At 43.0% G+C, this 25,050-nt stretch carries 32 protein-coding genes and 1 tRNA gene; 28 read left to right on the forward strand and 5 right to left on the reverse strand.

All coding sequences use genetic code 11. The annotated features are described in order from the left end of the window. Positions 1–4: 4 nt before the first annotated feature. Positions 5–1,111, forward strand: coding sequence for a glycosyltransferase family 2 protein (locus AB4Z17_RS08470; protein ID WP_441909211.1), 1,107 nt, complete (start codon positions 5–7; stop codon positions 1,109–1,111). Positions 1,112–1,168: 57 nt separating this feature from the next. Here the strand turns inward: AB4Z17_RS08470 and AB4Z17_RS08475 are convergent, their stop codons facing one another. Further along, positions 1,169–2,104: a GDP-L-fucose synthase family protein gene (locus AB4Z17_RS08475; protein ID WP_441959233.1), complete on the reverse strand. Its 936-nt coding sequence runs from the start codon at positions 2,102–2,104 to the stop codon at positions 1,169–1,171. Positions 2,105–2,298: 194 nt separating this feature from the next. Between AB4Z17_RS08475 and gmd the strand changes: the two genes are divergently transcribed. The 3 genes from gmd to AB4Z17_RS08490 are packed head-to-tail and all read left to right on the forward strand — an operon-like array spanning position 2,299 to position 4,882. Further along, positions 2,299–3,372, forward strand: coding sequence for a GDP-mannose 4,6-dehydratase (gene gmd, locus AB4Z17_RS08480; protein ID WP_441959234.1), 1,074 nt, complete (start codon positions 2,299–2,301; stop codon positions 3,370–3,372). Beyond that, on the forward strand, positions 3,372–4,697 hold the full coding sequence (locus AB4Z17_RS08485; RefSeq protein WP_441959236.1) for a sugar phosphate nucleotidyltransferase: 1,326 nt from the start codon (positions 3,372–3,374) through the stop codon (positions 4,695–4,697). The genes gmd and AB4Z17_RS08485 overlap by 1 nt, the downstream gene beginning before the upstream one ends. Further along, positions 4,694–4,882, forward strand: a complete 189-nt coding sequence (locus AB4Z17_RS08490; protein WP_441959238.1) for a hypothetical protein — start codon at positions 4,694–4,696, stop codon at positions 4,880–4,882. The genes AB4Z17_RS08485 and AB4Z17_RS08490 overlap by 4 nt, the downstream gene beginning before the upstream one ends. Before the next feature lies 1 nt (position 4,883). Here the strand turns inward: AB4Z17_RS08490 and AB4Z17_RS08495 are convergent, their stop codons facing one another. Then, positions 4,884–5,045 carry a hypothetical protein gene (locus AB4Z17_RS08495; RefSeq protein WP_441959240.1) on the reverse strand — a complete coding sequence of 54 codons (162 nt, stop codon included), beginning with the start codon at positions 5,043–5,045 and terminating at the stop codon, positions 4,884–4,886. Positions 5,046–5,231: 186 nt separating this feature from the next. Between AB4Z17_RS08495 and AB4Z17_RS08500 the strand changes: the two genes are divergently transcribed. The 5 genes from AB4Z17_RS08500 (at position 5,232) to AB4Z17_RS08520 (ending at position 12,724) form a co-directional block, all read left to right on the forward strand. Beyond that, positions 5,232–9,038, forward strand: a complete 3,807-nt coding sequence (locus tag AB4Z17_RS08500; protein WP_441959242.1) for a phospholipid carrier-dependent glycosyltransferase — start codon at positions 5,232–5,234, stop codon at positions 9,036–9,038. A 111-nt stretch (positions 9,039–9,149) separates the two neighbouring features. Then, entirely contained in the window at positions 9,150–10,151 is a 1,002-nt protein-coding gene (locus AB4Z17_RS08505; RefSeq protein WP_430061252.1) for a glycosyltransferase family 2 protein, read from the forward strand. Beyond that, on the forward strand, positions 10,144–10,590 hold the full coding sequence (locus AB4Z17_RS08510; protein ID WP_441959244.1) for a GtrA family protein: 447 nt from the start codon (positions 10,144–10,146) through the stop codon (positions 10,588–10,590). The genes AB4Z17_RS08505 and AB4Z17_RS08510 overlap by 8 nt, the downstream gene beginning before the upstream one ends. A 16-nt stretch (positions 10,591–10,606) precedes the next feature. Next, on the forward strand, positions 10,607–11,278 hold the full coding sequence (locus AB4Z17_RS08515) for a class D sortase (RefSeq protein WP_076270221.1): 672 nt from the start codon (positions 10,607–10,609) through the stop codon (positions 11,276–11,278). Between the two features lie 258 nt (positions 11,279–11,536). After that, positions 11,537–12,724, forward strand: coding sequence for a tyrosine-type recombinase/integrase (locus AB4Z17_RS08520; protein ID WP_441959246.1), 1,188 nt, complete (start codon positions 11,537–11,539; stop codon positions 12,722–12,724). A gap of 36 nt (positions 12,725–12,760) precedes the next feature. Here the strand turns inward: AB4Z17_RS08520 and AB4Z17_RS08525 are convergent, their stop codons facing one another. Next, positions 12,761–12,976: a helix-turn-helix domain-containing protein gene (locus AB4Z17_RS08525; protein WP_441959248.1), complete on the reverse strand. Its 216-nt coding sequence runs from the start codon at positions 12,974–12,976 to the stop codon at positions 12,761–12,763. A gap of 1,012 nt (positions 12,977–13,988) precedes the next feature. On the opposite strand from AB4Z17_RS08525, the gene AB4Z17_RS08530 reads away from it, so the two are divergent. From AB4Z17_RS08530 to AB4Z17_RS08550, 5 genes are all read left to right on the forward strand, one after another. After that, positions 13,989–14,195: a hypothetical protein gene (locus AB4Z17_RS08530; protein WP_441959250.1), complete on the forward strand. Its 207-nt coding sequence runs from the start codon at positions 13,989–13,991 to the stop codon at positions 14,193–14,195. 192 nt (positions 14,196–14,387) lie between these two features. Beyond that, positions 14,388–14,458, forward strand: a tRNA-Gly gene (locus AB4Z17_RS08535). Between the two features lie 127 nt (positions 14,459–14,585). Continuing rightward, positions 14,586–14,867, forward strand: a complete 282-nt coding sequence (locus tag AB4Z17_RS08540; protein ID WP_441959252.1) for a YolD-like family protein — start codon at positions 14,586–14,588, stop codon at positions 14,865–14,867. Next, complete coding sequence (locus tag AB4Z17_RS08545) at positions 14,857–15,048, forward strand: hypothetical protein (RefSeq protein WP_441959253.1); 192 nt, start codon at positions 14,857–14,859, stop codon at positions 15,046–15,048. Before AB4Z17_RS08540 ends, AB4Z17_RS08545 begins: the two co-directional genes overlap by 11 nt. A 50-nt stretch (positions 15,049–15,098) precedes the next feature. Next, on the forward strand, positions 15,099–15,305 hold the full coding sequence (locus AB4Z17_RS08550; protein WP_441959254.1) for a hypothetical protein: 207 nt from the start codon (positions 15,099–15,101) through the stop codon (positions 15,303–15,305). Between the two features lie 84 nt (positions 15,306–15,389). On the opposite strand, the gene AB4Z17_RS08555 is transcribed toward AB4Z17_RS08550, so the two are convergent. Then, on the reverse strand, positions 15,390–15,584 hold the full coding sequence (locus tag AB4Z17_RS08555) for a hypothetical protein (protein ID WP_441959256.1): 195 nt from the start codon (positions 15,582–15,584) through the stop codon (positions 15,390–15,392). A 1-nt stretch (position 15,585) separates the two neighbouring features. Continuing rightward, the gene (locus AB4Z17_RS08560; protein ID WP_441959257.1) at positions 15,586–15,744 is read right to left on the reverse strand and encodes a hypothetical protein; all 159 of its coding nucleotides are present in this window, start codon (positions 15,742–15,744) and stop codon (positions 15,586–15,588) included. A gap of 92 nt (positions 15,745–15,836) precedes the next feature. Here AB4Z17_RS08560 and AB4Z17_RS08565 point away from each other — a divergent pair, with 92 nt between their 5' ends. From AB4Z17_RS08565 to AB4Z17_RS08630, 14 genes are all read left to right on the forward strand, one after another. After that, on the forward strand, positions 15,837–16,190 hold the full coding sequence (locus tag AB4Z17_RS08565) for a hypothetical protein (protein WP_441959259.1): 354 nt from the start codon (positions 15,837–15,839) through the stop codon (positions 16,188–16,190). A gap of 62 nt (positions 16,191–16,252) precedes the next feature. Further along, a complete protein-coding gene (locus AB4Z17_RS08570) occupies positions 16,253–16,642 on the forward strand; it encodes a hypothetical protein (RefSeq protein WP_441959260.1) in 390 nt (129 codons plus the stop codon). A gap of 1 nt (position 16,643) precedes the next feature. Then, positions 16,644–16,937, forward strand: coding sequence for a hypothetical protein (locus AB4Z17_RS08575; RefSeq protein WP_441959262.1), 294 nt, complete (start codon positions 16,644–16,646; stop codon positions 16,935–16,937). A gap of 3 nt (positions 16,938–16,940) precedes the next feature. Further along, entirely contained in the window at positions 16,941–18,017 is a 1,077-nt protein-coding gene (locus AB4Z17_RS08580; RefSeq protein WP_441959263.1) for a hypothetical protein, read from the forward strand. Then, positions 18,017–18,343: a hypothetical protein gene (locus tag AB4Z17_RS08585; RefSeq protein WP_441959265.1), complete on the forward strand. Its 327-nt coding sequence runs from the start codon at positions 18,017–18,019 to the stop codon at positions 18,341–18,343. Before AB4Z17_RS08580 ends, AB4Z17_RS08585 begins: the two co-directional genes overlap by 1 nt. Positions 18,344–18,442: 99 nt before the next feature. Then, entirely contained in the window at positions 18,443–18,715 is a 273-nt protein-coding gene (locus AB4Z17_RS08590; RefSeq protein WP_441959266.1) for an HNH endonuclease, read from the forward strand. A 544-nt stretch (positions 18,716–19,259) separates the two neighbouring features. Further along, a complete protein-coding gene (locus tag AB4Z17_RS08595; RefSeq protein ID WP_441959267.1) occupies positions 19,260–19,610 on the forward strand; it encodes a hypothetical protein in 351 nt (116 codons plus the stop codon). Between the two features lie 189 nt (positions 19,611–19,799). Next, the gene (locus AB4Z17_RS08600) at positions 19,800–20,261 is read left to right on the forward strand and encodes a hypothetical protein (protein ID WP_441959269.1); all 462 of its coding nucleotides are present in this window, start codon (positions 19,800–19,802) and stop codon (positions 20,259–20,261) included. Next, on the forward strand, positions 20,254–20,463 hold the full coding sequence (locus AB4Z17_RS08605) for a hypothetical protein (RefSeq protein WP_441959270.1): 210 nt from the start codon (positions 20,254–20,256) through the stop codon (positions 20,461–20,463). The genes AB4Z17_RS08600 and AB4Z17_RS08605 overlap by 8 nt, the downstream gene beginning before the upstream one ends. Before the next feature lie 221 nt (positions 20,464–20,684). After that, entirely contained in the window at positions 20,685–21,179 is a 495-nt protein-coding gene (locus AB4Z17_RS08610) for a phage terminase small subunit P27 family (RefSeq protein ID WP_441959271.1), read from the forward strand. Continuing rightward, on the forward strand, positions 21,163–22,881 hold the full coding sequence (locus AB4Z17_RS08615) for a terminase large subunit (protein WP_441959272.1): 1,719 nt from the start codon (positions 21,163–21,165) through the stop codon (positions 22,879–22,881). Before AB4Z17_RS08610 ends, AB4Z17_RS08615 begins: the two co-directional genes overlap by 17 nt. After that, the gene (locus tag AB4Z17_RS08620; RefSeq protein ID WP_441959274.1) at positions 22,878–23,066 is read left to right on the forward strand and encodes a hypothetical protein; all 189 of its coding nucleotides are present in this window, start codon (positions 22,878–22,880) and stop codon (positions 23,064–23,066) included. Before AB4Z17_RS08615 ends, AB4Z17_RS08620 begins: the two co-directional genes overlap by 4 nt. Positions 23,067–23,071: 5 nt before the next feature. Further along, positions 23,072–24,310 (forward strand): phage portal protein, encoded by a 1,239-nt coding sequence (locus AB4Z17_RS08625; protein ID WP_441959276.1) that lies wholly within the window; start codon positions 23,072–23,074, stop codon positions 24,308–24,310. A 4-nt stretch (positions 24,311–24,314) separates the two neighbouring features. Further along, the coding region (locus AB4Z17_RS08630) for a head maturation protease, ClpP-related (RefSeq protein ID WP_441959278.1) at positions 24,315–25,050 on the forward strand (736 nt) is incomplete at its 3' end.

Raw genomic sequence — 25,050 nt, forward strand, 5'->3', positions numbered from 1 at the left:
GAAGGTGCCAAAGGTAACGGTTTTGATGCCGGTTTATAACGGTGAATTGTTTTTGCGCGAAGCAATCGAAAGCATTTTAAATCAGACATTTCAAGATTTTGAGTTTTTAATTATTGATGACGGCTCGAAGGATCAGAGCGCCGCAATCATTGCCTCTTACTCAGATACAAGAATCCGTTTCTTTAGCAATGGAGCAAACTACGGACTTATTTTCACGCTGAACAAGGGGCTTGTTCTTGCTCAAGGCGAATATATTGCTAGAATGGATTGTGATGATTTTGCTTTTCCTGATCGTTTGGCTAGGCAGGTTGAGCTTATGAATCAATACCCGGATATCGGCCTTTGCGGTACAGCGATAAAATATATGCATACCGATATTTGGGTTAAGCATCCAACCGATCATGAGGACATTAAGGCAGGGCTTTTGTTTTATTGCTCTCTAAATCATCCAACGGTCATGATGCGGAGCTCCGTCGTTAAGAGCTACTCGCTTTATTATGACTATCAGAGTCCCCATACGGAGGATTATGAGCTGTGGACGAGAATGGCGCAATTAACCCGTATCACGAATATACCTGATGTTCTGCTTCATTACCGCATTCATAGTGAGCAAATAGGCGCGAAGCATAATGCGGAACAACAAGTGATCGGGAAAAAAATTGTATTCAATCAGCTGATTCAGATGGGCCTTCTGCCTACGGAGGATGAGCTTAATCTTCATATGGATGTATGCGAGAGACGTTTGCAGGCAACAGACGGTTTTGTTCAAGGGGTGACAAGCTGGTTCGAAAAGCTTCGGGCAAAAAATATCGAAACGAACCATTATTCCCAGCAGAGCCTTGAAAATGTGTTGAATTCGTATTTTGCTGAGGTTTCAAGCTATTATCATGCTAATCTGCCAGTTGCCAAACCAGCTCCAAGCATAAGAAGAACGAAGCCGTTAAGAAGAAACGGACGTAAAAGGTTAGGAAAAAAAACAACCGGCATACGAAGGAAAAAAAGTAATAAAGGCGCATCAAGCAGGAGAGCTGTCAGCCGGAGCAAGCGTAAGGGGAGTGTCCAGCCACGGAAAAAAGGGAGCGCAATAAAAGGAAAGAAGCGGGCATCATAAAAACAAAAGCCACAGCGACTATGGATAGTCGCTGTGGCTTTTGTTTTATGACCGTATTTATTGCTGATCGATATACCATTTCACGGTTTTCTCTAACCCTTCCGGCAAATCCGTCTTCGCTTTGAAGGAGAATAGCTGCTCTGCTTTGGATGTGTCGAGGCATCTTCGCAGCTGCCCGTCAGGTCTGCTTTCATCCCATCGTATATTTCCGGTGTAGCCTGTTTTCTCTGCAATTAAATGAACGAGCCCTTTAATCGAGATTTCGCGGCCTGTGCCAATATTGACAGGCTCTTCGCCATTATACTGCTCTGCGGCTTGCAGAATAGCTGTTGCAGCGTCCTCCACATATAAAAACTCTCTTGTTGCAATCCCTGTGCCCCAAACCTCAATGCAATCGGCATTCTGTTCTTTCGCCTCTAAGCATTTGCGAATAAGCGCAGGAATGACATGCGAGGTTTCCAGATCAAAGTTATCTCTAGGACCATACAGATTAACGGGTAGAAGGAAGATGGAATTAAAGCCGTATTGCTTGCGATAAGCTTGTGACTGAACGAGCAGCATTTTTTTTGCTAAGCCATAAGGTGCGTTTGTCTCTTCAGGATAGCCGTCCCACAACTCTTCTTCCTTGAATGGAACATTGGCAAATTTGGGGTAAGAGCAAATCGTTCCGCAGGCTACAAACTTTTCGACGCCATGGAGGCGCGATGCCTCTGCGAGATGGATGCCCATCGAAAGGTTGTCATAAAAAAAAGAACCTGGATTTGCGCGATTGGCTCCAATCCCGCCTACTTTTGCGGCCAAGTGAATGACGATATCCGGTTTATAGTCTTGAATAACGGACAAACATGCGGCCTGGCTAGTTAAATCATATTGCCGGCTCCTCGGTACAATAACGTCTGCTGCATCGTATTTAGCAAGCAGCTGGGTGACATGCGAGCCTAAGAAACCGGAGCCTCCGGTGACCATAATTTTTTTCCCTTTCAATTGACTCATTATCAGCCTCCGACCTTTCCTATTTAACCTGAATATATAATTCTACTTATCAGATTATGTAATCGGCTCTTAATGTGAGCATGTCTTTGCCTATTTATAGAATAGAGTTTGTGAAGCTTCCATTACGTCCATACCAATTCGTTTGAGAGACATACTATGTTACTAATTGGGATGATAGGGAAGGGGCAGATGCTTTGAAGATTGCTTTTGTAACAGGGATTACGGGACAAGACGGCGCATATCTAGCTGAATTGCTGTTAGATAAGGGATATATTGTACACGGATTGCAGAGAAGAAGCTCTCTGCCGAATACCGGAAGAATCGACCATTTGTTGAATGATTCCAGCATTAATGAACAAAGATTTTTTCTTCATTATGGAGACCTAACGGATTCTTTAAACATAGTGCGAATTATTGAGCAGGTGAAACCGGATGAAATTTATAACTTGGCAGCGATGAGCCATGTTCATGTCAGCTTCGATACGCCAGAGTATACAGCCAACGCAGATGGCATCGGAACGCTGCGCATATTGGAAGCTGTACGACTGCTTGGGCTTACGCAAAAAACAAAAATTTATCAAGCCTCTACATCTGAGCTTTACGGGCTTGTTCAACAAATTCCACAGCATGAGAAAACACCGTTTTATCCCCGCAGTCCTTATGCAGTTGCCAAGTTGTATGCCTATTGGATCACAGTAAACTACCGCGAGGCCTACGGCATGTTCGCATCCAACGGTATTCTCTTTAATCATGAAAGTCCTTTGCGGGGAGAAACATTCGTTTCACGCAAAATTACAAAAGCGGTAGCGCGCATCGCGCATGGATTGCAAGACAAGGTTTACTTAGGAAATTTAAATGCGCAGCGAGACTGGGGACACGCAAGAGATTACGTCGAGGCGATGTGGCTGATTCTTCAGCAGAGCGAGCCGGAAGACTTTGTCATAGCAACAGGATACACGACAGAGGTTAGAGAGTTTGTTCGTCTTGCTTTTGCCGAGATCGGTGTGGAAATAGCATTTAAAGGGGAAAAGAAAGACGAAGTGGCCTATGTAAAGGCATGCCATAATCCAGCCTATTCGCTTCCGGTCGGCAAGGAGGTTGTTGCCGTGGATGCCAAATATTATCGGCCTACCGAGGTTGAGCTGCTGCTCGGAAGTCCTGAGAAGGCAAAGAAACAATTAGGGTGGACACCTAAATATGATGTTCAAGCGCTTGTTAAAGAAATGGTTATGCAGGATATGAATGCATTAAAAGGAGCGCGAGGCTAATGAAAATAATTCTGCTCTCGGGAGGCTCCGGCAAACGATTATGGCCGCTCTCGAACGGCTCGCGAACGAAGCAGTTTTTAAAGGTGCTCAAAGGGGAGAACGGCGAACGAGAATCGATGGTTCAAAGGGTGTGGAGACAGCTGCAAGAGGCTGGTCTTGAGGCTTCATCCTATATCGCCACATGCTCCTCTCAGGTGGATTTGATTAGAAGCCAGATTGGCAACCAAGTTTCGATCATCGTGGAACCGGAGAGAAGAGATACCTTTCCGGCTATTGCTTTGGTTTCCGCTTATTTGAATTCAATAGTGAAGGCCTCTAAGGACGAGATCGTATGCGTGCTGCCTGTAGATCCCTATGTAAATGCTGATTTTTTCGAAAAGATCAAGGAATTAGAGCAGGTTTTGAGAGGAACGAATGCGGAGGTTGCTTTAATCGGATCACGTCCGACTTATCCTTCAGAGAAATATGGCTATATGATTCCATCTCCTATGAATCTCGCATCACAGACTAATAATAGCATCGTGATTACAAGTTTTGTCGAGAAGCCGCCAGCGCTGATTGCCAAGGAGTTAATAGACAATGGTGCACTATGGAATTGCGGCGTGTTTGCCTTCAAGCTTGATTATTTGCTCTCGCTTCTGCGCGATCGAAATTACCCAACCTCCTATCAACAATTATCCCGTCAATATGCTGCGCTGCCCAAAAACAGCTTTGATTATGAAGTGTTGGAAAAAGCGAAGCAGCTCAGAGCCATCGCATATGAAAATGAGTGGAAGGACCTCGGCACATGGAACACGCTGACGGAGGAAATGGATACGAATGTAATTGGGCAGGGTCTTATAAGCGACGATTCGAACAATACGCATGTGCTTAATGAATTGGATATTTTGGTGACGGTGCTTGGTTTATCGAATATTGTTGTAGCAGCAAGTCCGAATGGCATTCTCGTTTCCGATAAATCTGCGAGTCCCCGCATTAAGGAAATGATGCAGCCTATCGATCAGCGATTGATGTACGAGGAGCTCCGCTGGGGCTGGTATCGCATTTTGGACGTGTTTAAGCTGGAAGACAACCGAGAGACGCTCGTGAAAAAAATTGTGGTTCATACAGGGGAGCATTATGTTCCGGGTCCATTGCCCTCTCGAAGGGTTATATGGACCGTTCAAGCCGGCAAAGGCGTAGCGATTGTGGATGGCAAGCCGCTAAACGTCGCTCCCGGGGATTGCTTGGAAATGGAGTCGACTACAAGCTACAGCATAGCCGCTTTAACGGAGCTTACTTTAGTGGAAGTACAAACAGAGATGACGAGCGGAATGGACGTATGACATTTAGCAAAAGGATGCTGGTCTTATCCATCATCGACAGCCTGCTGCTCCTCGGAAGCTGGATGTTTGCTTTTTATTTGATTTATGGCGAGCTTCTGCCTCAATTATATTGCTTGGGCACGCTGAATTTTGTAGACAATGCGATTAAGGCTGAAGTGCAGCGATTTGTATTCATCTCTACCTAAGCTATGTGGCGGGAGGCATGATCGGCGAGAAAAACGATATCGTTGTCGCGGATATAAGAAAACCATCAGAAATCGTAGGCATAGCCGATGGAAAGGGTGGTATGCTGCCCCCATCCTCAAGCTGAATCGAGAGTGCTTGCATGCAGAAAAACATGCATTCCATTGTGGCATTTCGCGCATCCCATTAGGGATGCTTTTTTATTATCGCTGTCGACTTTTCCGTCGTGCTAAAAAAGCGGTGGAAATTTCACTTTTTCATTGACCATGAGGTTAATATCACATAGAGTTAAGTTGTATTTCATTATAAAATGGACAACTTTATTCCAAATATGAGGTGGAAATCGGAACGATGATGAATATGTTTAGTCGCGCTACAATAACCATCCTTCTCCTAACCCTTCTATGGCCAGCGGCAGTATCAAACGCAGCAAGCAATCTGCTTAACAATGCCGGTTTTGAAAATGTTGCGGAGGGAGCGCCTTCAGATTGGTCGCATGATGCGTATTTGAAGGAAGAGCAAATTACTTCGTATACGATTGATAATACCGAAGCGCATACAGGAACCTATTCAGCCGTGCTTGAGAACAAGCAAGCTAATCACTCGCGGTGGACACAGACGATAAAAGTAAAACCAAAAACAACATATAAATTTTCTGGATACGTGAAGACGGAACAAGTAGGCTTGGATGCAACAGGGGCTCTATTTTTCGTTGAAGGCGTAGCAGTAACTTATCCTGAAGTGAAGGATACAAATGGAAAATGGGCGTACATTGAGTTTTATGCGAAGACGGGCCAGGATCAGAAGAGTATTACGTTCAGCGCTAGTTTAGGCGGATACGGGAGCATTAATACCGGGAAAGCCTATTTTGATGACGTCAGTGTGGAGAAAGTATCTAAGGCGCCATCCGGTGCAGAGGTGTTCAGCTTAGTCCCTACGGAGACAAGCCAAGGAACTGAAGCATCGACTTCGGGCGGCTCAGTCCTTCCACTTATTTTGTTTGGTGCGCTGTTCACCTTGTTTTTTGCACTTATCTATAAGAAGCTGTTTCGAGATCGAAGCTGGCTTGACGAGAAACAACATTTACATAAAACCATTCTTGTATTCGTGTTCCTCGGCGCGCTAATTTTGCGGCTTTGGATTGCTGTTTCAAGCAGTGGTTATGCGAATGACATCGCTTTGTTTATGGCTTGGGCTGACCAAGCTGCGAAGCAGGGGCTTTCTGGATTTTACCATTCGGGAATGTTTGTAGATTACCCTCCCGGCTATATTTATATTCTGTATGTATTAGGTTTAATAAAAGATATGCTGTCGCTAGATTCAGGATCAAATGCGGCAATGCTTCTATTTAAGCTCCCGGCGATTTTAGCCGATTTGGCTGCTGCTTATTTCATTGTCCAAATAGGAAAGAAGAAAGCAGGCTATTCGATAGCGTTAGGATTAGCGCTTCTTTTCTTATTCAATCCAGCTATTATTGTGGATTCTGCCGCATGGGGACAAGTGGATTCGATATTTGCGCTGGCACTCGTGCTGGCTATTCATGGACTGGTCGAAAATAAAATAGAGCGCGCTTCGGTTTTGTTTGCTATTGCAGCGCTTATTAAGCCGCAGGCATTTATATTCATGCCGGTGCTGCTGTTGTGGTTCGTATATCGCAAAGATTGGAAGAAGATTCCGGTCAGCGCATTTTACGGCTTCACTACGTTTATATTGCTCGCTTTGCCTTTCTTCTGGGGCAACAGCGGCTTGTCGGGCCTCATTAAGCTCTATTCAGGAACCTTGTCCTCTTATCCGTACGCGACGCTAAATGCATTCAACTTCTATGCGTTAAGCGATGCGAATTGGAAGCCGATTACGGATACGTGGCTGCTGTTTTCGTTCAAAACATGGGGGACGATCTTCATATTAGCAGCCGTAGCGATTTCCGCTTTTTTTGCACTGTTAAAGCGAGACAATGAATCGTCCAAGCGCTCTTATTTTATAGCGATGGTGCTTATCGTTGTCGTATTTATGGGTGTAACGAAGATGCATGAGCGTTACCTGTTCCCAGTAATGCTGCTTGGAATCTTTGCTTTTATACAATCGCTCGATCGCAGGATGTTGATGGTGTATTTCGGATTTAGCTTGACGAGCTTCATCAATATTGCTTATGTGCTTGACTACAGCAAAGTGAGCACGAACGTGCCTTTTAATGGAATTGTTCTATTGTGCTCGTTAGCAAATGTTGGATTGATGCTTTACTTGTTATATATCGGATATGATAATTATGCACGCGGAAGATTGAAGTCTATCACCCCGCTGCTGGAGGAAGAACGCAAGCAGTCGGATCACAAGACACTAACAGCTTTCAAAGCTGAAGCGATCTCAAGAGTGAAGCAAGAGAATGAACGACTCGTACGCAAGGATTGGATATGGATGGGTGCGATTACGCTAATTTATGCGGTCGTCGCGCTATTCCAGCTTGGCGAGATGAAGGGGCCGACAACCGCATGGCAGCCTTCGACCGTTGGTCAAAGCTTTTACGTTGATTTGGGCGAGGTTAAGCAGCTTGATCGCATCAACAGCTTTGGCGGAGTTGGAACAGGAAAATACAAATATGAATTTAGTCAAAATGGGACCGACTGGGACAATCTCATGGAAATCGACAGCAGCCATGTTGCTGTATTTACTTGGAACAGTCAGCCCGCGGCGCTCGCAGCTCGGTATGTGAAGCTTACGACGGTTCAAACAGGCTTCTCCATGCATGAGATGGCTATTTACGAGCAAGGCAACAAAATACCGATATCAATCGTCGGAATAAATGATGAACAGGCGAAGGATGCCAAACGAGGCAGCGTACCTTTGCTCTTTGATGAACAGCAGCGCGCGAAATATGAAGCGACTTATATGAACGGATCTTATTTTGATGAAATTTATCATGCCCGTACTGCCTATGAGCATATGGAGCATATTGTAGCTTACGAGAATACGCATCCACCGCTTGGCAAAATTATAATTGCGATCGGTATTAAGCTGTTTGGGCTTAATCCGTTTGGCTGGCGCATTGCCGGTACGCTGTTTGGCATTGCAATGCTGCCGTTAATGTATGTATTCGCGAGAAGGCTGTTTAAAACGACTGTTTATGCGGGTGTGGCGACTGCCTTGCTAGCAGCAGATTTTATGCATTTTACGCAAACTAGAATTGCAACGATTGACGTTTACGGCGTGTTTTTCATTATGCTGATGTTTTATCTTATGCACAAATATTATTCCTTAAGCTTCTACAAGGTAAAGCTGAGTGTTACTTTGCTGCCGTTGTTTTTAGCAGGTCTCTTTTTTGGAATCGGTGTAGCTTCCAAATGGATTGTGCTTTATGGGGGCGCAGGCTTAGCTATTATGCTCGGTTTATCTTTATTTGAACGTTATAAGGAGTATGCAGCTGCCAAGCGAGTTCTGAAAGAGAACAAAAAAGAGTCTGGCTTTAGCCAAGACAAGCTGCAGCATATTATAAACGTATTTCCTCGTTATACGATCATAACGCTTGCTGTATGTCTCGTATTTTATATCGTTATACCGCTTGTGATTTATGCGTTATCCTACATTCCCGTGCTGACAGTAATGGATGAAGGATATACCTTAAAAAGTCTAGTTGATTACCAGAAGCATATGTTCAGCTATCATAGCAAGCTGGTATCTACGCATCCATTCTCATCCTCATGGTGGGAGTGGCCGTTCATGAAGAGGCCGGTATGGTATTACTCAGGGGACAATATGGCAGCAGGAATGAAATCCACAATTGTAGCGATGGGCAATCCGCTTATTTGGTGGGCAGGCATTTTTGCGATGGCAGCGACGATATGGATGAGTATCAAGCGAAAAGATAAAGCGATGTATACGATATGGATCGCGTTTCTAGCACAGTACGTGCCTTGGATGCTTGTAACACGTCTTACATTCCTTTATCACTATTTTGCAATGGTGCCGTTCATTATTCTGAGCTTGGTCTATATGTTTAAAATAATCGAAGAGAAACGGCCAAACTTTAAGCTGATTCGAAATGTTTTTGTGGCAGTAGCGATATTGTTATTTGTGATGTACTATCCTGCGCTATCCGGTATGACTGTAAAGACCTGGTATGTAGAGCATGTTCTGCGCTGGTTCCCAAGCTGGTTATTTTAAAATATAAGAAAGTATATCGTTTTTTCATACTTATCTTATATTTCACCGTCAAGGCTACTTCAGCGTCTAAGGACGCCGAAGGCGTTTTTGCTTGAAGAAAGGGGTATCTGGATGAAACAATCGGCTGTAAAATACAGTATTATCGTTCCTATGTACAACGAAGAAGAGGTTATCGAGCATACGTACGAGCGGCTGAAGCTGGTCATGGACAGCACGAACGAGTGTTATGAGCTTATTTTCGTCAACGATGGAAGTAAAGATCGTACGGTTGAATTAATTTCCATGATCTGCGATTTCGATCCAAATGTCCGAATGATTAATTTTTCACGTAATTTTGGTCATCAAATCGCGATTTCAGCGGGGATGGATTATGCGCAGGGTGATGCGATCGTCGTCATTGATGCGGATCTACAAGATCCTCCAGAGGTCATTATCGATATGATCGCCAAATGGAAGGAAGGCTTTGAGGTTGTTTATGGCAAACGTCTTAAGCGCAAAGGCGAGACGATGTTCAAGAAAATAACCGCTAAGCTGTTTTATCGCACGCTGCGCAGCTTAACGAATGTGGATATTCCCGTAGATACGGGGGATTTCCGTTTGATTGACCGGAAGGTATGCGATGTGCTGCGCGGCTTGAAGGAAAAAAATCGGTTCGTTCGCGGCTTGGTTAGCTGGATCGGTTTCCGTCAGACGATGGTCGAATATGAACGGGAAGAACGTTTTGCAGGCGAAACCAAATATCCGCTGAAAAAAATGATTTCTTTTGCCATAGACGGAATAACCTCCTTCTCTTATAAACCATTGAAAATTGCCACTTATGTTGGCTTTACATTATCAATTACGAGCTTCTTGTATTTGTTAGTCGTTATATTCCAGAAGCTGTTTACGGGCACCACGATTGCTGGCTGGGCTTCCATTGTGGCAGTGAATCTTTTGTTTAACGGCATTATATTGATGCTCTTAGGTATAATCGGGGAATATATTGGCCGGATTTATGAAGAATCCAAAAACCGCCCTTTATACATCGTTCGCGAAGCTCAGGGGTTTCCTGCGAAAGAAGACAATCAATCCTCAGAGTCTGCTGAACAAGATCGGGTTAAAAAATATGTCTAACGCAACATCAAAACGAGCAGCTAGAGGATTCATCGCACAATTTGTAAAGTTCAATTTAGTTGGACTTCTTAATACGTTAATCGATTTTCTTATGTTTTCACTCCTCATTTGGTTTGGAGCGTATTATTTGCTTGCACAGATGATCGCATACGGAGCTGGAATGATTAACAGCTATGTGCTAAATAGCCGATATACTTTTAGGAAGAGGGAAAATGAAGCTACAAGCCCGCAGCAGCTAAATAGAGGTATGAGATTCATCGTATGGAACGGCATCATACTAGGTATTACTTTACTGCTGCTTATGGCCTTGAACGAGTGGTGGGGTTTGAATGAGGTCGTCTCAAAGCTGATTGTAACGGTGGTAACCGTTGCGCTTAACTTTTACGGAAGCAAGAAATGGGTTTTCGAGGCGAAAGGACCACAGACTGAGGCCAGCTAGCGGAAGGTGGGGAAAAATGAAAAGAATACTCTCTTATGCATTAGTGATTGTAGGTATTCTCATATTGCTCTATCCAAAAGCGAATGAATGGTACGAGAACCGTCAGCAGGATAAGCTGATGGCTACTTGGGATGAGGCGAGCTTTGATGTGAGCGCAGAGCAGCAAGCGCAGCAGCAGTATGAGCAATTAACGGATCTTTTCAACGAGCAATCCGCAGCGACCGAGACGCCGATTCAATCACCGACGGATGCAGCTACACCAGAAGCAACCCCTACAGAGGCGCCAAAAGCACAGAAGATTGCACCCATTGCAACGATTAAGATTGATAAAATAAAGCTTAAGCTGCCTGTCGTTGAGGGAGCCACCCAGAAGAATATGAAATCGGCTACAGCTCACTTAAAGGAAACAACAGCAATAGGCAAAGTCGGCAACGCAGCTATAGCTGGCCATCGGATGCGCTCTAAGGGAAGGCTGTTTAATAGGCTTGGGGAAGTTGAGGTCGGAGATAAAATCGTCGTGGATACAAAAGATGAAAGCTTCACATACACCGTTTATAAAGTATCCATTGTAGATCCGACAGATGTATCTGTTCTAAATTACAACAATAAAGATAAGCTGCTGACTTTGATCACCTGTGATCCCATTGTAAACCCCACGCATCGGCTCATCATTCATGCAAAAATATAATGGGCAGCAGAGCCCATTTTCCCTTCATAACAGCACCAATGGTATCGCCCCTTCATAGTATAAGTTGACTGTATCCCTTAACCTTGTTAAACCATAAAAACCCGCGCAAGGAGGGGTGACAAACATTGAAGGGTAAATGTACCTGACCTAAAACCCTTATAAATAAAGGGTTTTTTTGTTGTGTAAATATTTTTGATGCAAATTTGATGCAAAATGCCTATAATATCACCTATGAGCATAACTTAAGGGGTGAATTGCTTGGTTAAAGCTTCAGAGGAGAGCAAAAAGAAGTCTAAGGACAAAATAAATTATAACGATAGCGTGAAAAATGGTAAGCCATGGTGGTTTCAAGTCATGGTTAATGGGGAACGAGTTACTAAGCGAGGGTTTAGGACTTTCACTGAGGCGAAAAAAGCTAGAGAAGCTTTGTCTACCGAATTAGATAAGGGAACGTATATCGAGCCTGCCAAGTTGTCCTACGGAAAGTATTTTAGAGATTGGTTAGATAACAGACCAATCAAAGAAATACACGGGAACGGAATTGCTGGATCGACTAAGGATTTGTACGATTCTTATTTCACTAATCATATCGAGCCTATACTGGGAAAGATTGCTTTATCAAAATTGACTCCTTTGGACATTAAAAAATTTATTGCAGAACTTAGAAAAAAAGAATTGGGGGATCAAGCTGTAAAAAGAATTTATTCGACAGTCAGTGCTTCACTGAATTCGGCTGTGACAATGGAAATAATACAAAGTAATCCTGCTTCAAAAATACCAAAGGATGAAAAGCCGAAGGTAGAACGCAAAGAACGGCAAATATGGAGTAATGAATCAGTGAAGTATGTGCTTTCTAACGGTAAAGGCACAACACGCCATTGGATCGCTTTCTTTATAGCAATAATGACAGGAATGCGGCAAGGTGAGGTGCTAGGTCTTAAATGGTCTGACGTAGATTTTGAACGTTCCCTTATTAGAGTGCGTAGGAGTTTGCGAAAGGATAAAGTCACATTTAAAGGCGTTAAGAATGAAAGCAGTATCCGTATTATTAGTTTGTCACCTTTGACTATTGCCTTTTTAGAAGAGCATAGGGATTTTGTGGAATCTGAGAAGAAAAAACTGGGCGAGAGGTATGAAGATAACGACCTTGTTGTATGCTCCAGTAAGGGGACTCCAGCAAGAGCATCAAAGGTTTTGGCTGCGTGGTATACGATGTGTGATAAGTTTAAACCGGAGCATGAGCCTAGAATAACCTATCACGACTTAAGGCACCAAAGCGCAAGCATCATGCTTAATGAGCGTGAGGACGTTAGGATTGTATCTCAAAGGCTCGGACATTCGACAGTGAGTACCACATTGAATGTCTACTCTCATTTGCTGCCAACAGCTCAGGAAAGTGCGGCACTAGCTCTTGATAGGACAATAGGATTTACTACTCGTGGTTAGTACAGAATAACTTATTTTATAAAAGAGCAGCGAGGGTTAATCCTCCTGCTCTTTTTCGTATTCAATCAGCTCATTGATATCTTCGATTTTAAGGGCGATCATAATCTTATTTAGTGATTCTGGCGACCAGTTCTTAGCTCTGTTCTTTGCCAAGTCGTCGATGGTGTTCCAGCGAATACCGGTTTCTTCGCTGAGTTGCTTCGTATTGTATTTCTTTTCAAACATGATTCTATCCAGCTTTAGCTTTAGCATGTTTTATCACCTCAAAAAGATAATACAACGAATCTCGTTATAAATCAACAAAATTAGTTTTTAATAAACGAAATACGTTGACAGTCAACGAAATGTGTTGTATAATAAGAATATAAGGAAGGAGGTGAACAAGATGGCCAAAAAGAAAAAGAAACAGCAGATTGAAAATCGAGTAGTAATCATCACGCTAGTGAGTGCAATCATTAGCCTGATAAACTCGACAATCGCCCTCATCATTACACTCAACCAGTAAGGAGTGCCCGAAACCTTGGCTCCGAAAGGAGCCTTGGCCTAGGGGATGGTGAAATACAAGGGTGCTGTTTCTTTCTCTAAAATTATATCACAAAGGGGATGGATATATGAAGACGTCCAAAATATTGACAGCAGCCGTTGTTATTAGCATCGCCGCGTTGGTCATTAGTTTAGTAGCCCTTACAATAACATTGGTTAAATAACCGCCTGAAGAGCGCGAAACGCTATGGACCTGTTGCGGAATAGGTTGAAACCATATCGTTGATACAAACGGTATGGTCGCGGATATCCGCTACGACGAGCCGGCCGTACATGGCTGGTCGTTACATATATAGTTTCTTGATAATTTCAATTATTTATTATAAATGGAACATAATCGAAAGTTTAAAGTTAAAAGAGCCATTTCTTGTCATGCACCTGCCACCTATAAGTAAGAGAGCAAACAAGAGTCGCACCCGACACACATTCATACCCATTCCGGCAATAGGCAGGCTTTGAGCCATAAGGATTCCTAAAATCCGCAAGGGTACCACAGCGGGTATGCTATTCTTTTGGTTCACTTGAGATCRCATACTTCAAATGTAGTTGATGCAATTGTTGTTGGAGGTGATCGGTTATCTCTTCACCTGACGCTCAGGTTTGTCATAGGAACGTGTGTTTGGTGTTTTGCCTTGTAACAGGACACTTAAAGTCACAGTCCTTAAAACGGCATTCTAGAGCGTCTAGTGATGTGCATTATTAATTTGTCGAACAATCCAGCTTGGATTTGGCGACGACGCTTGAAGGGCAGTTGATCTGGACGTCTGCTGACTTTCACCAGCCAGCTCCGCAGGTTCGGTCGGCTACCGAGATCATGACGAGGAGGCACCATCATCCTGGTGACACAACTACGGGGCAATTGCTTTTAATACGTGGTGGCGGAATAGGTAAACGCATGATTAGGGTAAAGGAACGGCTGTGGGTATGAGATAGGTATTAAGAGAAGTCGGGTAAACACCTCAACACCTATCCGGTCGATAAACTGCTGAAAATATTAACCCATGTCCTGTTTATACAGTGCCGACTAACAGCAGCATATTTTCTTGCAAGGTGCAAATCCTTGCCCACGAACATAGCGCATACGACACGACCAACGATTGTGAAACGGTGCGCTTCATATGCGGTCTTGGTATATTGGTAGTGCTGTGGATTTCCAATCCATTAAAACGAGTTCGATTCTCGTAGACCGCTTATAAATAAAAAAGTCAAGACTGTATTTAAGAACATTTGTTCGCATATAATATGAATATTAGTTCAAAAGGACGGTGCTCTTATGGCGAATAAATTAACCGGTAATGGTATGTGGGAAGCAAGTAGGATGATGCTACCTGAGCATAAAGTGAGAATCAATCAATTGGCTGAAGAACAAAAGAAACGCGTTAGAATTTATCTTGATGAACAAGAGTGGGAAGATATTTCGAGGGTGGTCGCTCAATCGTTGGAAAGACGAGAGCCAATCCAGCTTAAGATGTTTCACGAGATTGAAGAGCTTGAGGTTAACGGCATCGTAGATCGCGTGGATCAACTACAGGGACGTTTTATGGTTGATGGTGAATGGTTTCAGATCAGGGACATAGAGGGTGCTCAGATTGAACATTGATCGCCAAAAATTAATCGAGCATCTTGAAAATAACGCTGAGCTGCTGCGGTTGAAGATTGACGGCTACGATGAGGCGAAGAGCATAGATAGCGGCATGATTCTAATGTGGGTCGCTAAAAAGATCATGCTGACGCATCTGCTGGATGATTTATATAACGGTAAATTTGATTCAGCTAACTAAGAGGAGAATGATGATTAATATTGAACACTCTTACAAGAGGAGGCGTTTCAGTGTTAATTGATGATTATTTAGGTCACATAGTAGTAGTTGAACTTGATACATCGGAGACGTATCAAGGATTGCTAGAGGCTGTCAAGGACGAGGTTATTACTGATTATGTAAAGGTGACATTCGGTAGTAGCATAGATTGGCTGCCGAGACATGAAATATATAAAATCACTCCTATTTATCCAAAGCGCTTTGTATCTGAAGAATGAATTCATAAAGATAACAAGAAGCCATTCTTGCTGCTTTTAAAGCGCAAAGATGGCTTTTTAAATCAAATAATTATGAAAAGCCGCTTAGCGAATCTTGAAGTCACAATTGGCTTTCAAGTAGTGCATCCCATTGATCTTGATAGTGTTTGGATGAATTTGTTGGATAACTCCGCCGTAATCAATGATTTCATTATCTTGGTAAGCAACAACGGGTGTTTTGTTGAACATCGCAGCTAAAAGATGAGCGTCAGTGGTTAGCGAGAACCCTGATTTAAACATATCAACCCACCTCAAAGTTTTTAGCTTTTTCATTCATATGCTCGAATGCATTAGGAGAAAAATAGGCTACGAACCAGTACATGATTGCAGCTAAGGCAACTAAGACAAGTAATGACGTTTTAATATCAATACGACCTTGTTTCTGTTTCTTTCTTTTCATTCGACCACTCCTTTATTTCTAGTTCTTTCGACACCAAAAGAGGAAATCCTTTCCTATTGTCGAAATGATTGGGAAAGGGGAGGTGGATTGTAATGAGAAAATCAACAACATTGACTCAATTTATTCAAGAAATTTCAGTTCTACTTGATAAAGGGTCAATCAGGACCATTGCAGAAGTGCACGAGCACATCGAGCGAAAAGATGTGATTGATTGGATAGAAAGTGAATTCCCAATCGATGCTAATGGTGCGGACTTTAGCATGTTTGAAGAGAGACACCGTAGTTATATTCACGAATTTATGTATGAACTTTGGGAAGTTCGAGCTGGTGATGAGAGACGAAAATGGGGAATTGAAAACAATGGGTTATGCTTACTTATCAGTTGGGCAACCGAGCATATAAGACAAGATTTCAATTCTGATGCTTTTATTGAAAAAACAATCTAAGAAGGAGAAGTCACTCATTTGAGTGGCTTTTTCTTTTGCCCAAAAAAGAGGAGATATGAGTAATGGCACTTAAAATATCGAAAAACGTAGGTTTGACGGACATTGTTTCTGATACAAATCCAATTACAACAGAACACCCTATCACCGGTTCTGCAGTAACAGTGCAGCTTTGGTTGTTCAATGATCAAGCGACTAAGCGTTACGATACAGTCTCAATCAAGCCAACTGACATAGTGAGTACCGATGAATCGTCATGGGTGCAGCTAGCTCCTGACAATGCCGGATTAGCTGGAACGTTTCTTGCAGGCGGCGCAGCTCTCGCTCTAGCGAACATCTCCGATTCTAACGTAGCTAAACCATTTTGGATGAAAGTAACAACTCCTGCTGTGGGAGACACACAGAATAAAACAGATATTAAGCTGACAGTCAGCGGCAAAGAATACGCGGTATAGTATGAAAAACTCTATTCGCGGAGAAATACACACGGTTGACGGTGCGCTGATTATAATCGCAGAGATTAACAAATATCAGCTGTGGAGGCTAATTACTGCTGAAATAATGGACGATATGGGGGCTAATAATTTCACTTTTGAAGCATGGGTGAATAATGAGGCTGACAAGACTGCTCTATTTGATAATTTAAAGCTTTATGTAGATAAGTGGGGCGGCTGGATAGATTGGCACCAATGTACGCATGACGAACCGACAGCGCAGCCTTGTGTGATTGAAGAAGAGTACAGGAGGTAGAATATGCCTTACTATCTTCAAATGGATGGCGTCGATGATAAAGTAACCGTTCTAGCAAATAAGCCTTCTAACGTCACGGAATTTATCATCGATTGCAATATCGAAGTTAGAACGGATTGGATGCAGTTCATCAACATCGGCGGCAGAGCTATAAATTTCACAAGCACCACGATGAATGTAGCGTATCACGCTGATTTTAAAGAGGTCTACGTAGACGGTGTACTAGTGACAAGTGGCACACCGTTCATACCGTTGAACAAAAGAATTACCATACGCGGAGTTCTAAAGGATGGAATCAATACCGGGCCGAACGGGCCGTGTTACTTTTTTACCAATTCCGGCTCACAATTTGTAAAGGGTATAATTTACGATATTAAGGTTCTTAAGCTTGAGGTATTGTCCGGATGGTACGACTTGTCAACAGGTACAGTTAACGACCAAACGGGAAACGGAAATCATGCGCAGCTCATAGGTGGAACGTGGGGTAATGATAGTAGTTTGGATGTATCTTACAACTATTCGACACATCAAAGAATATACACAAATCAATTGATTGCGAATGGGACGAAGCAGGTAATTCAAACGATCAGGTCAGTAGCTTCAGCGAGTAAACAAACGATATGGTCGAATCAAACAAGCGCTGTGGCGACGAAGCAGGCGTTATTTGCTATTAGAACAGTAAATAACATTACACTTCAAAGTATATTTAATGAATATGTACCATTTGTAATAAGTTACCCGATGCGAATCGGGATCATCGCATCCCATATAAATCAGCAGGCCATTAGGATAGTGAATTGGAGTGTAAGGCAGACGACTCACGCATCAAGGCAAAGGATATATCAAAATCAATCTGCGATATTTCTGATTCGTCAATCAATTGTGAAAAACGTGGGTGTTCCTTTCACGGTGAAGCAGTTCATATTTAGCGAGCGCTCAATTCATTATTCTGTTTTTATAACTTCATTTGATCCAGATAAAACGATTGTGAAAGTCGTAAAGCTTGAAGCATCTCGAATACTTAAGGTTGAACTGAGAGCTGTTCGGAAAAATAGAATTGAGTTACGAGGTGAAACATAGTGGCGAAGACAAATCAAAATTTCACAATGTTCGCTGGGGATACGATGGATATCGATGTTCCAGTCGCTGACACTGATCTGACTGGCGGCACTATCAAGTGGGTGATGAAACGTGCAGTCAAAGGGGATTTTACAATCTTTCGGGAAACACCAATAGGTATTAAAATAACTGATGCTGCAGCCGGTATATTCAATATAAGGCTTGAGCGAGCTGATACATTAGATTTGATCGGGAGCTTTTATCATGAAGCCGAACTAACGGACTTGATAGGTAATGTTTCAACTGTTATGACGGGCACTATTACGATTAAGCCAAGTGGTGTGTAGAATGGAGGCGGGAAAGTGCCTAGTAAACCTTTAAAGCCTTGTCGCTCTTCCAGGTGTCCAAATCTTACACAGGAGAGATATTGCGAGGCTCATGTTCATTTGGAGAAAGTAGCTGAGCAGCGTCGTGGTAGTGCACATAGCAGGGGCTACAATCATAAGTGGAATAAGGCGCGAGAACGTTTCTTGAAACAACATCCTGTGTGTGTGCATTGTCAGAACGATGGAAAGATTGTAGCTGCTTCTGTGGTCGATCACATCATTCCTCATAAAGGAGATCAGGAAAAGTTCTGGGATGTTACCAACTGGCAGCCGCTCTGTGAAACGCATCATAATATTAAGACGGTCAAATATGATGGCGGATTTGGGCGTTAATGATTCTATCGAAAAATGATATAAACATGTGTATTTTTAAATGTGAATGAGTATGATGGTGTTTTCATCATAAAAAACGTTAAACGAAAGTTTGACTCCAAAAAGTGGCATCGATATAATGTCGTTGTTCTTACTCCAAAGTTACAAAGTACGTATGCTTTTAATACAATCGCCGTTTTACGGCGTACCATGCAGTTAATGTGAAGCGAAGCGTTACACATGATTTTGAACTTCGTCACTCATTCATCAGATAGATCATTGAAGTGAAGGAATTTCCTTTCGTTTGTCGAAATGTGATGCGGGGGGCGATATTTTGAAATTATGGAAGGGTATCTTGGTTATTTTTGCTTTATCGTTTTCTATTTTGTTAGCATTGACTGAAAATTTTTTTCTTAGTAGTAGCCGACGACGTAGAAAAGAAGCTCTTGATTATAGGTTATATAATTGGGCTTTGATGCAATTGCCAAATAAGACATTGAAATTTTGGAAATGGAGAAGTTGAAATACTCGAAGTCGCCCACATGGAGCGGCTTTTTTTATTGCCTTGAAAGGGGTTGAAATTATATTGCCGCTTGGAAAGAAAACTTGGACGACACTTAAGACTGCTAATTGCACCGTTGAAGTAGCTGGTATTAATGTTGAATGTGAGAATGTTTTAACGGAAGTTACTACATGCGAAGATTGGCAATGGGTTGACTATAATACTTACGCGCCGAAAGTGACTAAATTCGAAGTGGTGACTCTTACTTTAGCTCGATTTACTGCCAAGGATATTACGGAGTTGTTAAAGGATAGTGGTTTGTTTTTTGAAATGAGCGTCCCGAATGGACAAACATCAGGATCGTTTTACTTGGGTAATTCGGTAGGTAATACTGTGACTGTGATTAAAAGATAATGGCTAAATTATCGAAAGAGAAGAAGCCAACAATCAGCAGGCCAGAGGTGCAGATATTAACAGTCATATATAAGTGCGGACATGAGGGCCAGCGACGTGAGATCGTTTATCCTCATGTCGGCACTTCACATACGCTTAGCTGGATTAAAGGAAATGTCAGTTGCGTTAGCTGTCATGAAATGAGGAGGAATGAACGTGTTTAGAGATGAGAATGTTGTGCTAAGCCCGCCACCGTCGATTGAATATAGGATTAAAGCTGCGATGCTTGATGAGTACCCTTTCCAGGTTGTCTATTACAATCGAAAGGAAGGAGCTTCAATTGCAGCAATGCAGTTCGCTCAAGAGAATGAGAACGTGGTAATCCTTGCACTTAATCTGATGAAACGATACTACGAAGAGTGTGGCATTAAAGTAATAAGTTGCACTACATCGATTCCATATCACTGGACTAATAAAATCATTATTGCTGATTGTCTTTCGGATAAAGAGCTTAAGAAGTGGCGCGAGCTGATCGGCAGAGGTAATCGCATTATTGCGTTGAAGGGTATCCGTAGTGAAGAAGGTAGCGGCTTCTGTATTGTAAACAACATTAACCTAGAAAATATGAAGCCGTGGGACAGGCGTATCGGAGGTGCGATGAATTATGAGTAAAGAATCAATGGTGCCTTTAATCAAGGATGTTGTAGAGAAATTTCGTCCATCTCTATTGTTCATTCAAGAGAAGGGCGAACGACTTCCAAGGATGTATCAGGATGGTAAGGAATTGCGAGGAGTGAGGTCAATAACTATTCGTTCTTCGTATGACAGTGAAACCACGCATGAGATTGAGATCGTAACGGGCTGTACCGATTAGGCGCTGAATATGGCGTCTATTTTTGTGCATCTCTAGAAGCTCGGAATGCTATTCTAAGGAGTTATGTTTTAATCTCTATTTTCTTGTCTGAAAAAGATCCCAAAAGGGCAGGGGGAGGTCAAATCCTTTGGGAGTTGGCTTTCTGAGACCGTGTGCCCCTCACGCACATAAAAAATACGGAAAATAGCCCTAGCCCTTGGTAAAAGTAAAGGAAGGCGGTGGTGAACGTGGCGGGCGCTCCCAAAAAACCAGCAGCTGCACACCTTGCAAATGGTAATAAATCGAAACTATCGAAAGCACAAATTGAAGCTATGCAGGAAGCGGAAGAAGCGATCAAACCCGCCAATGATAACATAGTTCGGCCAACTTGGTTAGATGCGACTGGAAGGAAGATGTGGGAAGCAATCGCTGATGAGTTGTATGATCTCGATTTAATAACTAATGTCGACACATATGCTCTCGCCATTGCTTGCGATGCTTATTCCAAGTATGTAAAAGCATCCGCATCGATTAAAAAAGATGGTTTGGTTCTTGAACATAAGAACTCAATTGGAGCAGTTAACAAGGTTGCTAACCCGAATGTTGCTATCGCCCAAAAGTACGCTACCCAATTCAAATCATTTTGTTCTGAATTCGGATTATCACCTGCAGCTCGCGCTCGTTTAGCAAAACCGAAAGAAGTAAACGAGGATGATGAGGATGACGACCTCGATTAAAACGACGGTCCATCCAACTACGCAATATGCCCTTGACGTTGTCGAAGGGCGTATTGTCGCGGGCAAATATGTCATTCTAGCATGCGAGCGTCATTTAAGAGATTTAGAGCGGCAGGGCACAGAAGAATTTCAATACGTCTTTGACGAATCCAAGGCGAATAAAGTATTTGACTTTGCTGAGAAGTATTGCCGACATATCGAGGATGGTCTGAATGTAAAAAAAGGCGATCCAATTATCTTGGACGATTTCTTACAGTTTATAGTCGGCAGCATATTTGGCTGGGTTCATCAACTTACTCGGATGAGGCGCTTCCGCAAAGCTTATGAGCAGGTTGCTCGGAAGAATTCGAAATCTACTACCTTATCAGTCGTCAGCCTTTATATGTTCGCCGCTGACGGCGAGGGTGGACCACAGATATACACAGCAGCAACGATGCGAGAGCAAGCAAAGGTTGTCTATGATGCATCAGAGAAGATGGTTAAAGGCAGCAAGAAGCTAAAGAAGAAAATTTATACGCGTGTCAATAAGATGCTGCATAAAACAAATGGCGGCAAAATGCTTCCTTTGTCCAAAGAAACAAAGAGCATGGACGGATTCAATCCTCATGCAGGTATAATCGATGAGTATCATGCCCATCCAAACAGTGATATGTATGATGTCCTTGTTTCTGGTATGGGGATGAGGCGGYAGCCGCTTCTGTTCATAATTACAACAGCTGGTTATGACATTAATGGTCCGTGTTTTGATGAATACGACTATTGCAATCAGGTCCTTGATGGTTCCCTGATTAATGAGGAATATTTCGCTTATATTGCTCAAATGGATTCACCTGAAGAGATCGAAGACGAAAGAAATTGGATTAAATGTAATCCGCTGCTTGCGAGAACTCCCGAGGGCATGAGTTATTTGCGATCGCAATTGCAAACTGCGCGAGACAAGCCAGGTGATCGCCGTAACGTTTGGACCAAGAACTTCAATATCTGGCTGGATCAGCGTGACAACGGATATATGCCAATGGATAAATGGAGAGAATGCGGCGCCAGTGAAGAGAATCCATTTCCTGATTTACGAGGAAGAACATGTTTTGTTGGTATGGATTTATCGAAAAAGATTGACCTTACGAGCATTTCTTTTGAATTTCCACTTGATGATGGCCGTTTTGCAGTGTTATCACACTCTTTCCTGCCAGAAGAAACACTTAAGGCTAAAATAGCGAGCGACAACGTCCGTTATGACGTTTGGGTCGATCAAGGATGGATAACAAGTACTGAGGGTGCAGTAGTCGATTACAAGGCCGTACAACGTTACATGCTGGAAAAAGCAGCTAGTAATGATTGGAAGATACAAGAGATTTGCTATGATGAGTGGTCTGCCGGCTTGATCGTTCAGGAATTGACGGATGAAGGCTATACGCTAGTGGAGATTGGGCAGCGTATTAACGTATTGTCAGAGCCGACAAAGAACTTCCGCGAATGTGTTTTTGATAAAGAAATCATTCATGATAATAACCCAGTTCTCGGTTTCGCCATGAGTAATGCTGTTGAAAAACGAATTGACCATAACGAGAACATAATGCTTGATAAATCAAAATCGAAATTTCGTATTGACCCAGCTGCAGCGCTAATGAATGCTCATACCCGCGCAATGCTTAGACCGAAGCCGAAGAAATCAGTTTATGAAAGGGGGATGCGAAAGCTGTGAAAAAGGAAGAAACATCTAAACAAGAATTCGACTATATTTCATTCGCTAGAGAGTCCTGCCTTGTGGCAGGTTTTTTTATGCTCGGATATGGTATTTGGTCCATCTATCCGCCAGCAGCATGGATTGTATGCGGCGGCTTGTTGCTATGGGTAGGCTTCCCGCAAAAGCAGAAAGGTGGTGATTGAGATTAATGGGGTTTTTATCAAAAGTAGTCGCTAAAGGCGAATCGTATTCGATGGACGATTTCGACAAACAGGTCCGTCAAAGGATTCAGACAGGCCGAAGCAATACGGGGCTGGATGTAAATGAAGAAACAGCAATGAAGTTCGTAACGGTTTACAGTTGTTTGCGGGTATTGTCCGAAACAATAGCATCACTTCCGCTCAACGTCTATAAAGAGCGAAAGGGTGGTGGGTCTGACAAAGCTTTTGATCATCCGCTTCATGAATTATTATATCTTTTGCCCAATGATGAGATGACTACTGTTACCTGGCGTGAGCAACAAATAGCGAGTCAGGTCATCTCCGGTAATTGTTATTCAGTTATAACGAAGAATCAACGTGGTCTGCCGATTGATATTTACCCGGTACCGTGGACTGATTGTAAGCCGTTCCGTGATCAGTCGGACCAGAAGATTAAATACCGCATTATGGATAGAGGAAAATCCGAAGTATTCCCTGCTGATATGGTTTTCCATGTACCTGGTCTTGGCTTTGATGGGCTAGTGGGCTATTCTCCGGTCTATATGGGAGCTGAGTCCATTGGTGTAGGAATGGCAGCATCGGAATTTGCAGCGCGCTTCTATGGTCAAGGTATGAACGTTGGCGGTGTACTTGAGTATCCGGCAGCAATGAGCGATACAGCATATGAACGACTAAAAGAAGACCTTAATCTAAAAGGAGCGGGGCTGGCTAATAGCTGGAAGCCGCTTATTTTGGAAGAGGGAGCTAAGTTTAGCAGAATTCCAATGCCTTTATCGGAAGCGCAATTCATAGAGTCACGTAAATTTACCCGCGATGAGATATGCGGGTTATTTCGCGTGCCTCCGCACATGATCGCGAACCTTGAGCGCAGCACAAACAATAATATCGAGCAGCAATCGATAGAATTCGTGCAATATTCACTGGTTCCGTATCTAGTAGCTTGGGAAAAAACACTCAATTGGAAATTGTTTACCCCAGCAGAGCGGCGTGCTGGATATTATGCGAAGTTCAATGTGGCTGCTTTACTTCGTGGTGATTACAAATCACGACAAGAAGGGCTTGCTACCATGCGCCAAAACGGCATAATCAACGCCGATAAGTGGCTTGAAATGGAAGACATGAACCCAATTGGTGGAACTGAAGGCCAGTCTTATTTAGTTAACGGGACAATGATTCCCACTGCTATAGCAGCGAACAAAAATAACGCTGGCAAGGGAGGTGAGTAAAAGAATGCCAAAAGTTAAAAAGCCGTTTTGGTCCTTTAAAGCTTCAGATAATGGCGAATCAGGTGATCTATTCATCTATTCGAGTATTAGTAGCTACGAGTCATGGTGGGGTGATGTGGTCACACCTAAAAAGTTCAAAGAAGAGTTGGACGGTTTGGGAGATGTGAAGACGATCAACGTTTTCGTTAACAGCGGCGGTGGCGATGTGTTTGCTGGACAAGCAATTCATTCTATGTTGAAGCGGCATAAAGCCAAAGTTGTCGTTCATATCGACGGATTAGCAGCATCGATCGCGTCCGTTATTGCCATGGCCGGCGATGTTATACGAATCCCACGAAATGCCATGATGATGGTTCACGATCCATGGACATGGGGCGAGGGTAATGCAAAGGACTTTCGAAAGATGGCTGATGATCTGGATGCTATAGCAGAATCTATCATTGCTGCCTACGAAGATAAGACAGGACAAACTCGCGAAAAGATTGTCGAGTTGATGAACGCGGAAACGTGGCTATCGGCTGATGAAGCTGTAGAGCTTGGTTTTGCAGATGAAATCGAACAATCCAAAGAAGTGGCCGCATCGTTGAAAGATGGCATGTTGGTGCTGAATGGAGAACAAATGGATCTGGCGAAGTTCAAGAACCCGCCGAAGCTTGCTTTTTTACATTCAAAACCCGCTGTTGCCGAGCAACCAGCTGTTGCTGATAACCATAAACCAGATCCAGAGCGGACACCTAAGG

It is taken from the genome of Paenibacillus sp. TAF43_2 (assembly GCF_052113545.1).
GTDB lineage: Bacteria > Bacillota > Bacilli > Paenibacillales > Paenibacillaceae > Pristimantibacillus.

Bases quoted from the DNA above. Each gene is read 5' to 3' on its own strand.
- AB4Z17_RS08570 (WP_441959260.1), top strand. From the start codon at position 16,253: ATGGCACTTAAAATATCGAAAAACGTAGGTTTGACGGACATTGTTTCT.
- AB4Z17_RS08490 (WP_441959238.1), top strand. From the start codon at position 4,694: ATGACATTTAGCAAAAGGATGCTGGTCTTATCCATCATCGACAGCCTG.
- AB4Z17_RS08605 (WP_441959270.1), top strand. From the start codon at position 20,254: ATGAGTAAAGAATCAATGGTGCCTTTAATCAAGGATGTTGTAGAGAAA.
- AB4Z17_RS08495 (WP_441959240.1), bottom strand. From the start codon at position 5,045: ATGGAATGCATGTTTTTCTGCATGCAAGCACTCTCGATTCAGCTTGAG.
- AB4Z17_RS08540 (WP_441959252.1), top strand. From the start codon at position 14,586: ATGATGCTACCTGAGCATAAAGTGAGAATCAATCAATTGGCTGAAGAA.
- AB4Z17_RS08625 (WP_441959276.1), top strand. From the start codon at position 23,072: ATGGGGTTTTTATCAAAAGTAGTCGCTAAAGGCGAATCGTATTCGATG.
- AB4Z17_RS08510 (WP_441959244.1), top strand. From the start codon at position 10,144: ATGTCTAACGCAACATCAAAACGAGCAGCTAGAGGATTCATCGCACAA.
- AB4Z17_RS08565 (WP_441959259.1), top strand. From the start codon at position 15,837: ATGAGAAAATCAACAACATTGACTCAATTTATTCAAGAAATTTCAGTT.
- AB4Z17_RS08555 (WP_441959256.1), bottom strand. From the start codon at position 15,584: ATGTTTAAATCAGGGTTCTCGCTAACCACTGACGCTCATCTTTTAGCT.
- AB4Z17_RS08580 (WP_441959263.1), top strand. From the start codon at position 16,941: ATGCCTTACTATCTTCAAATGGATGGCGTCGATGATAAAGTAACCGTT.
- AB4Z17_RS08500 (WP_441959242.1), top strand. From the start codon at position 5,232: ATGATGAATATGTTTAGTCGCGCTACAATAACCATCCTTCTCCTAACC.
- AB4Z17_RS08475 (WP_441959233.1), bottom strand. From the start codon at position 2,104: ATGAGTCAATTGAAAGGGAAAAAAATTATGGTCACCGGAGGCTCCGGT.
- AB4Z17_RS08515 (WP_076270221.1), top strand. From the start codon at position 10,607: ATGAAAAGAATACTCTCTTATGCATTAGTGATTGTAGGTATTCTCATA.
- AB4Z17_RS08575 (WP_441959262.1), top strand. From the start codon at position 16,644: ATGAAAAACTCTATTCGCGGAGAAATACACACGGTTGACGGTGCGCTG.
- AB4Z17_RS08485 (WP_441959236.1), top strand. From the start codon at position 3,372: ATGAAAATAATTCTGCTCTCGGGAGGCTCCGGCAAACGATTATGGCCG.
- AB4Z17_RS08560 (WP_441959257.1), bottom strand. From the start codon at position 15,744: ATGAAAAGAAAGAAACAGAAACAAGGTCGTATTGATATTAAAACGTCA.
- AB4Z17_RS08505 (WP_430061252.1), top strand. From the start codon at position 9,150: ATGAAACAATCGGCTGTAAAATACAGTATTATCGTTCCTATGTACAAC.
- AB4Z17_RS08600 (WP_441959269.1), top strand. From the start codon at position 19,800: ATGAACGTGTTTAGAGATGAGAATGTTGTGCTAAGCCCGCCACCGTCG.
- AB4Z17_RS08525 (WP_441959248.1), bottom strand. From the start codon at position 12,976: ATGCTAAAGCTAAAGCTGGATAGAATCATGTTTGAAAAGAAATACAAT.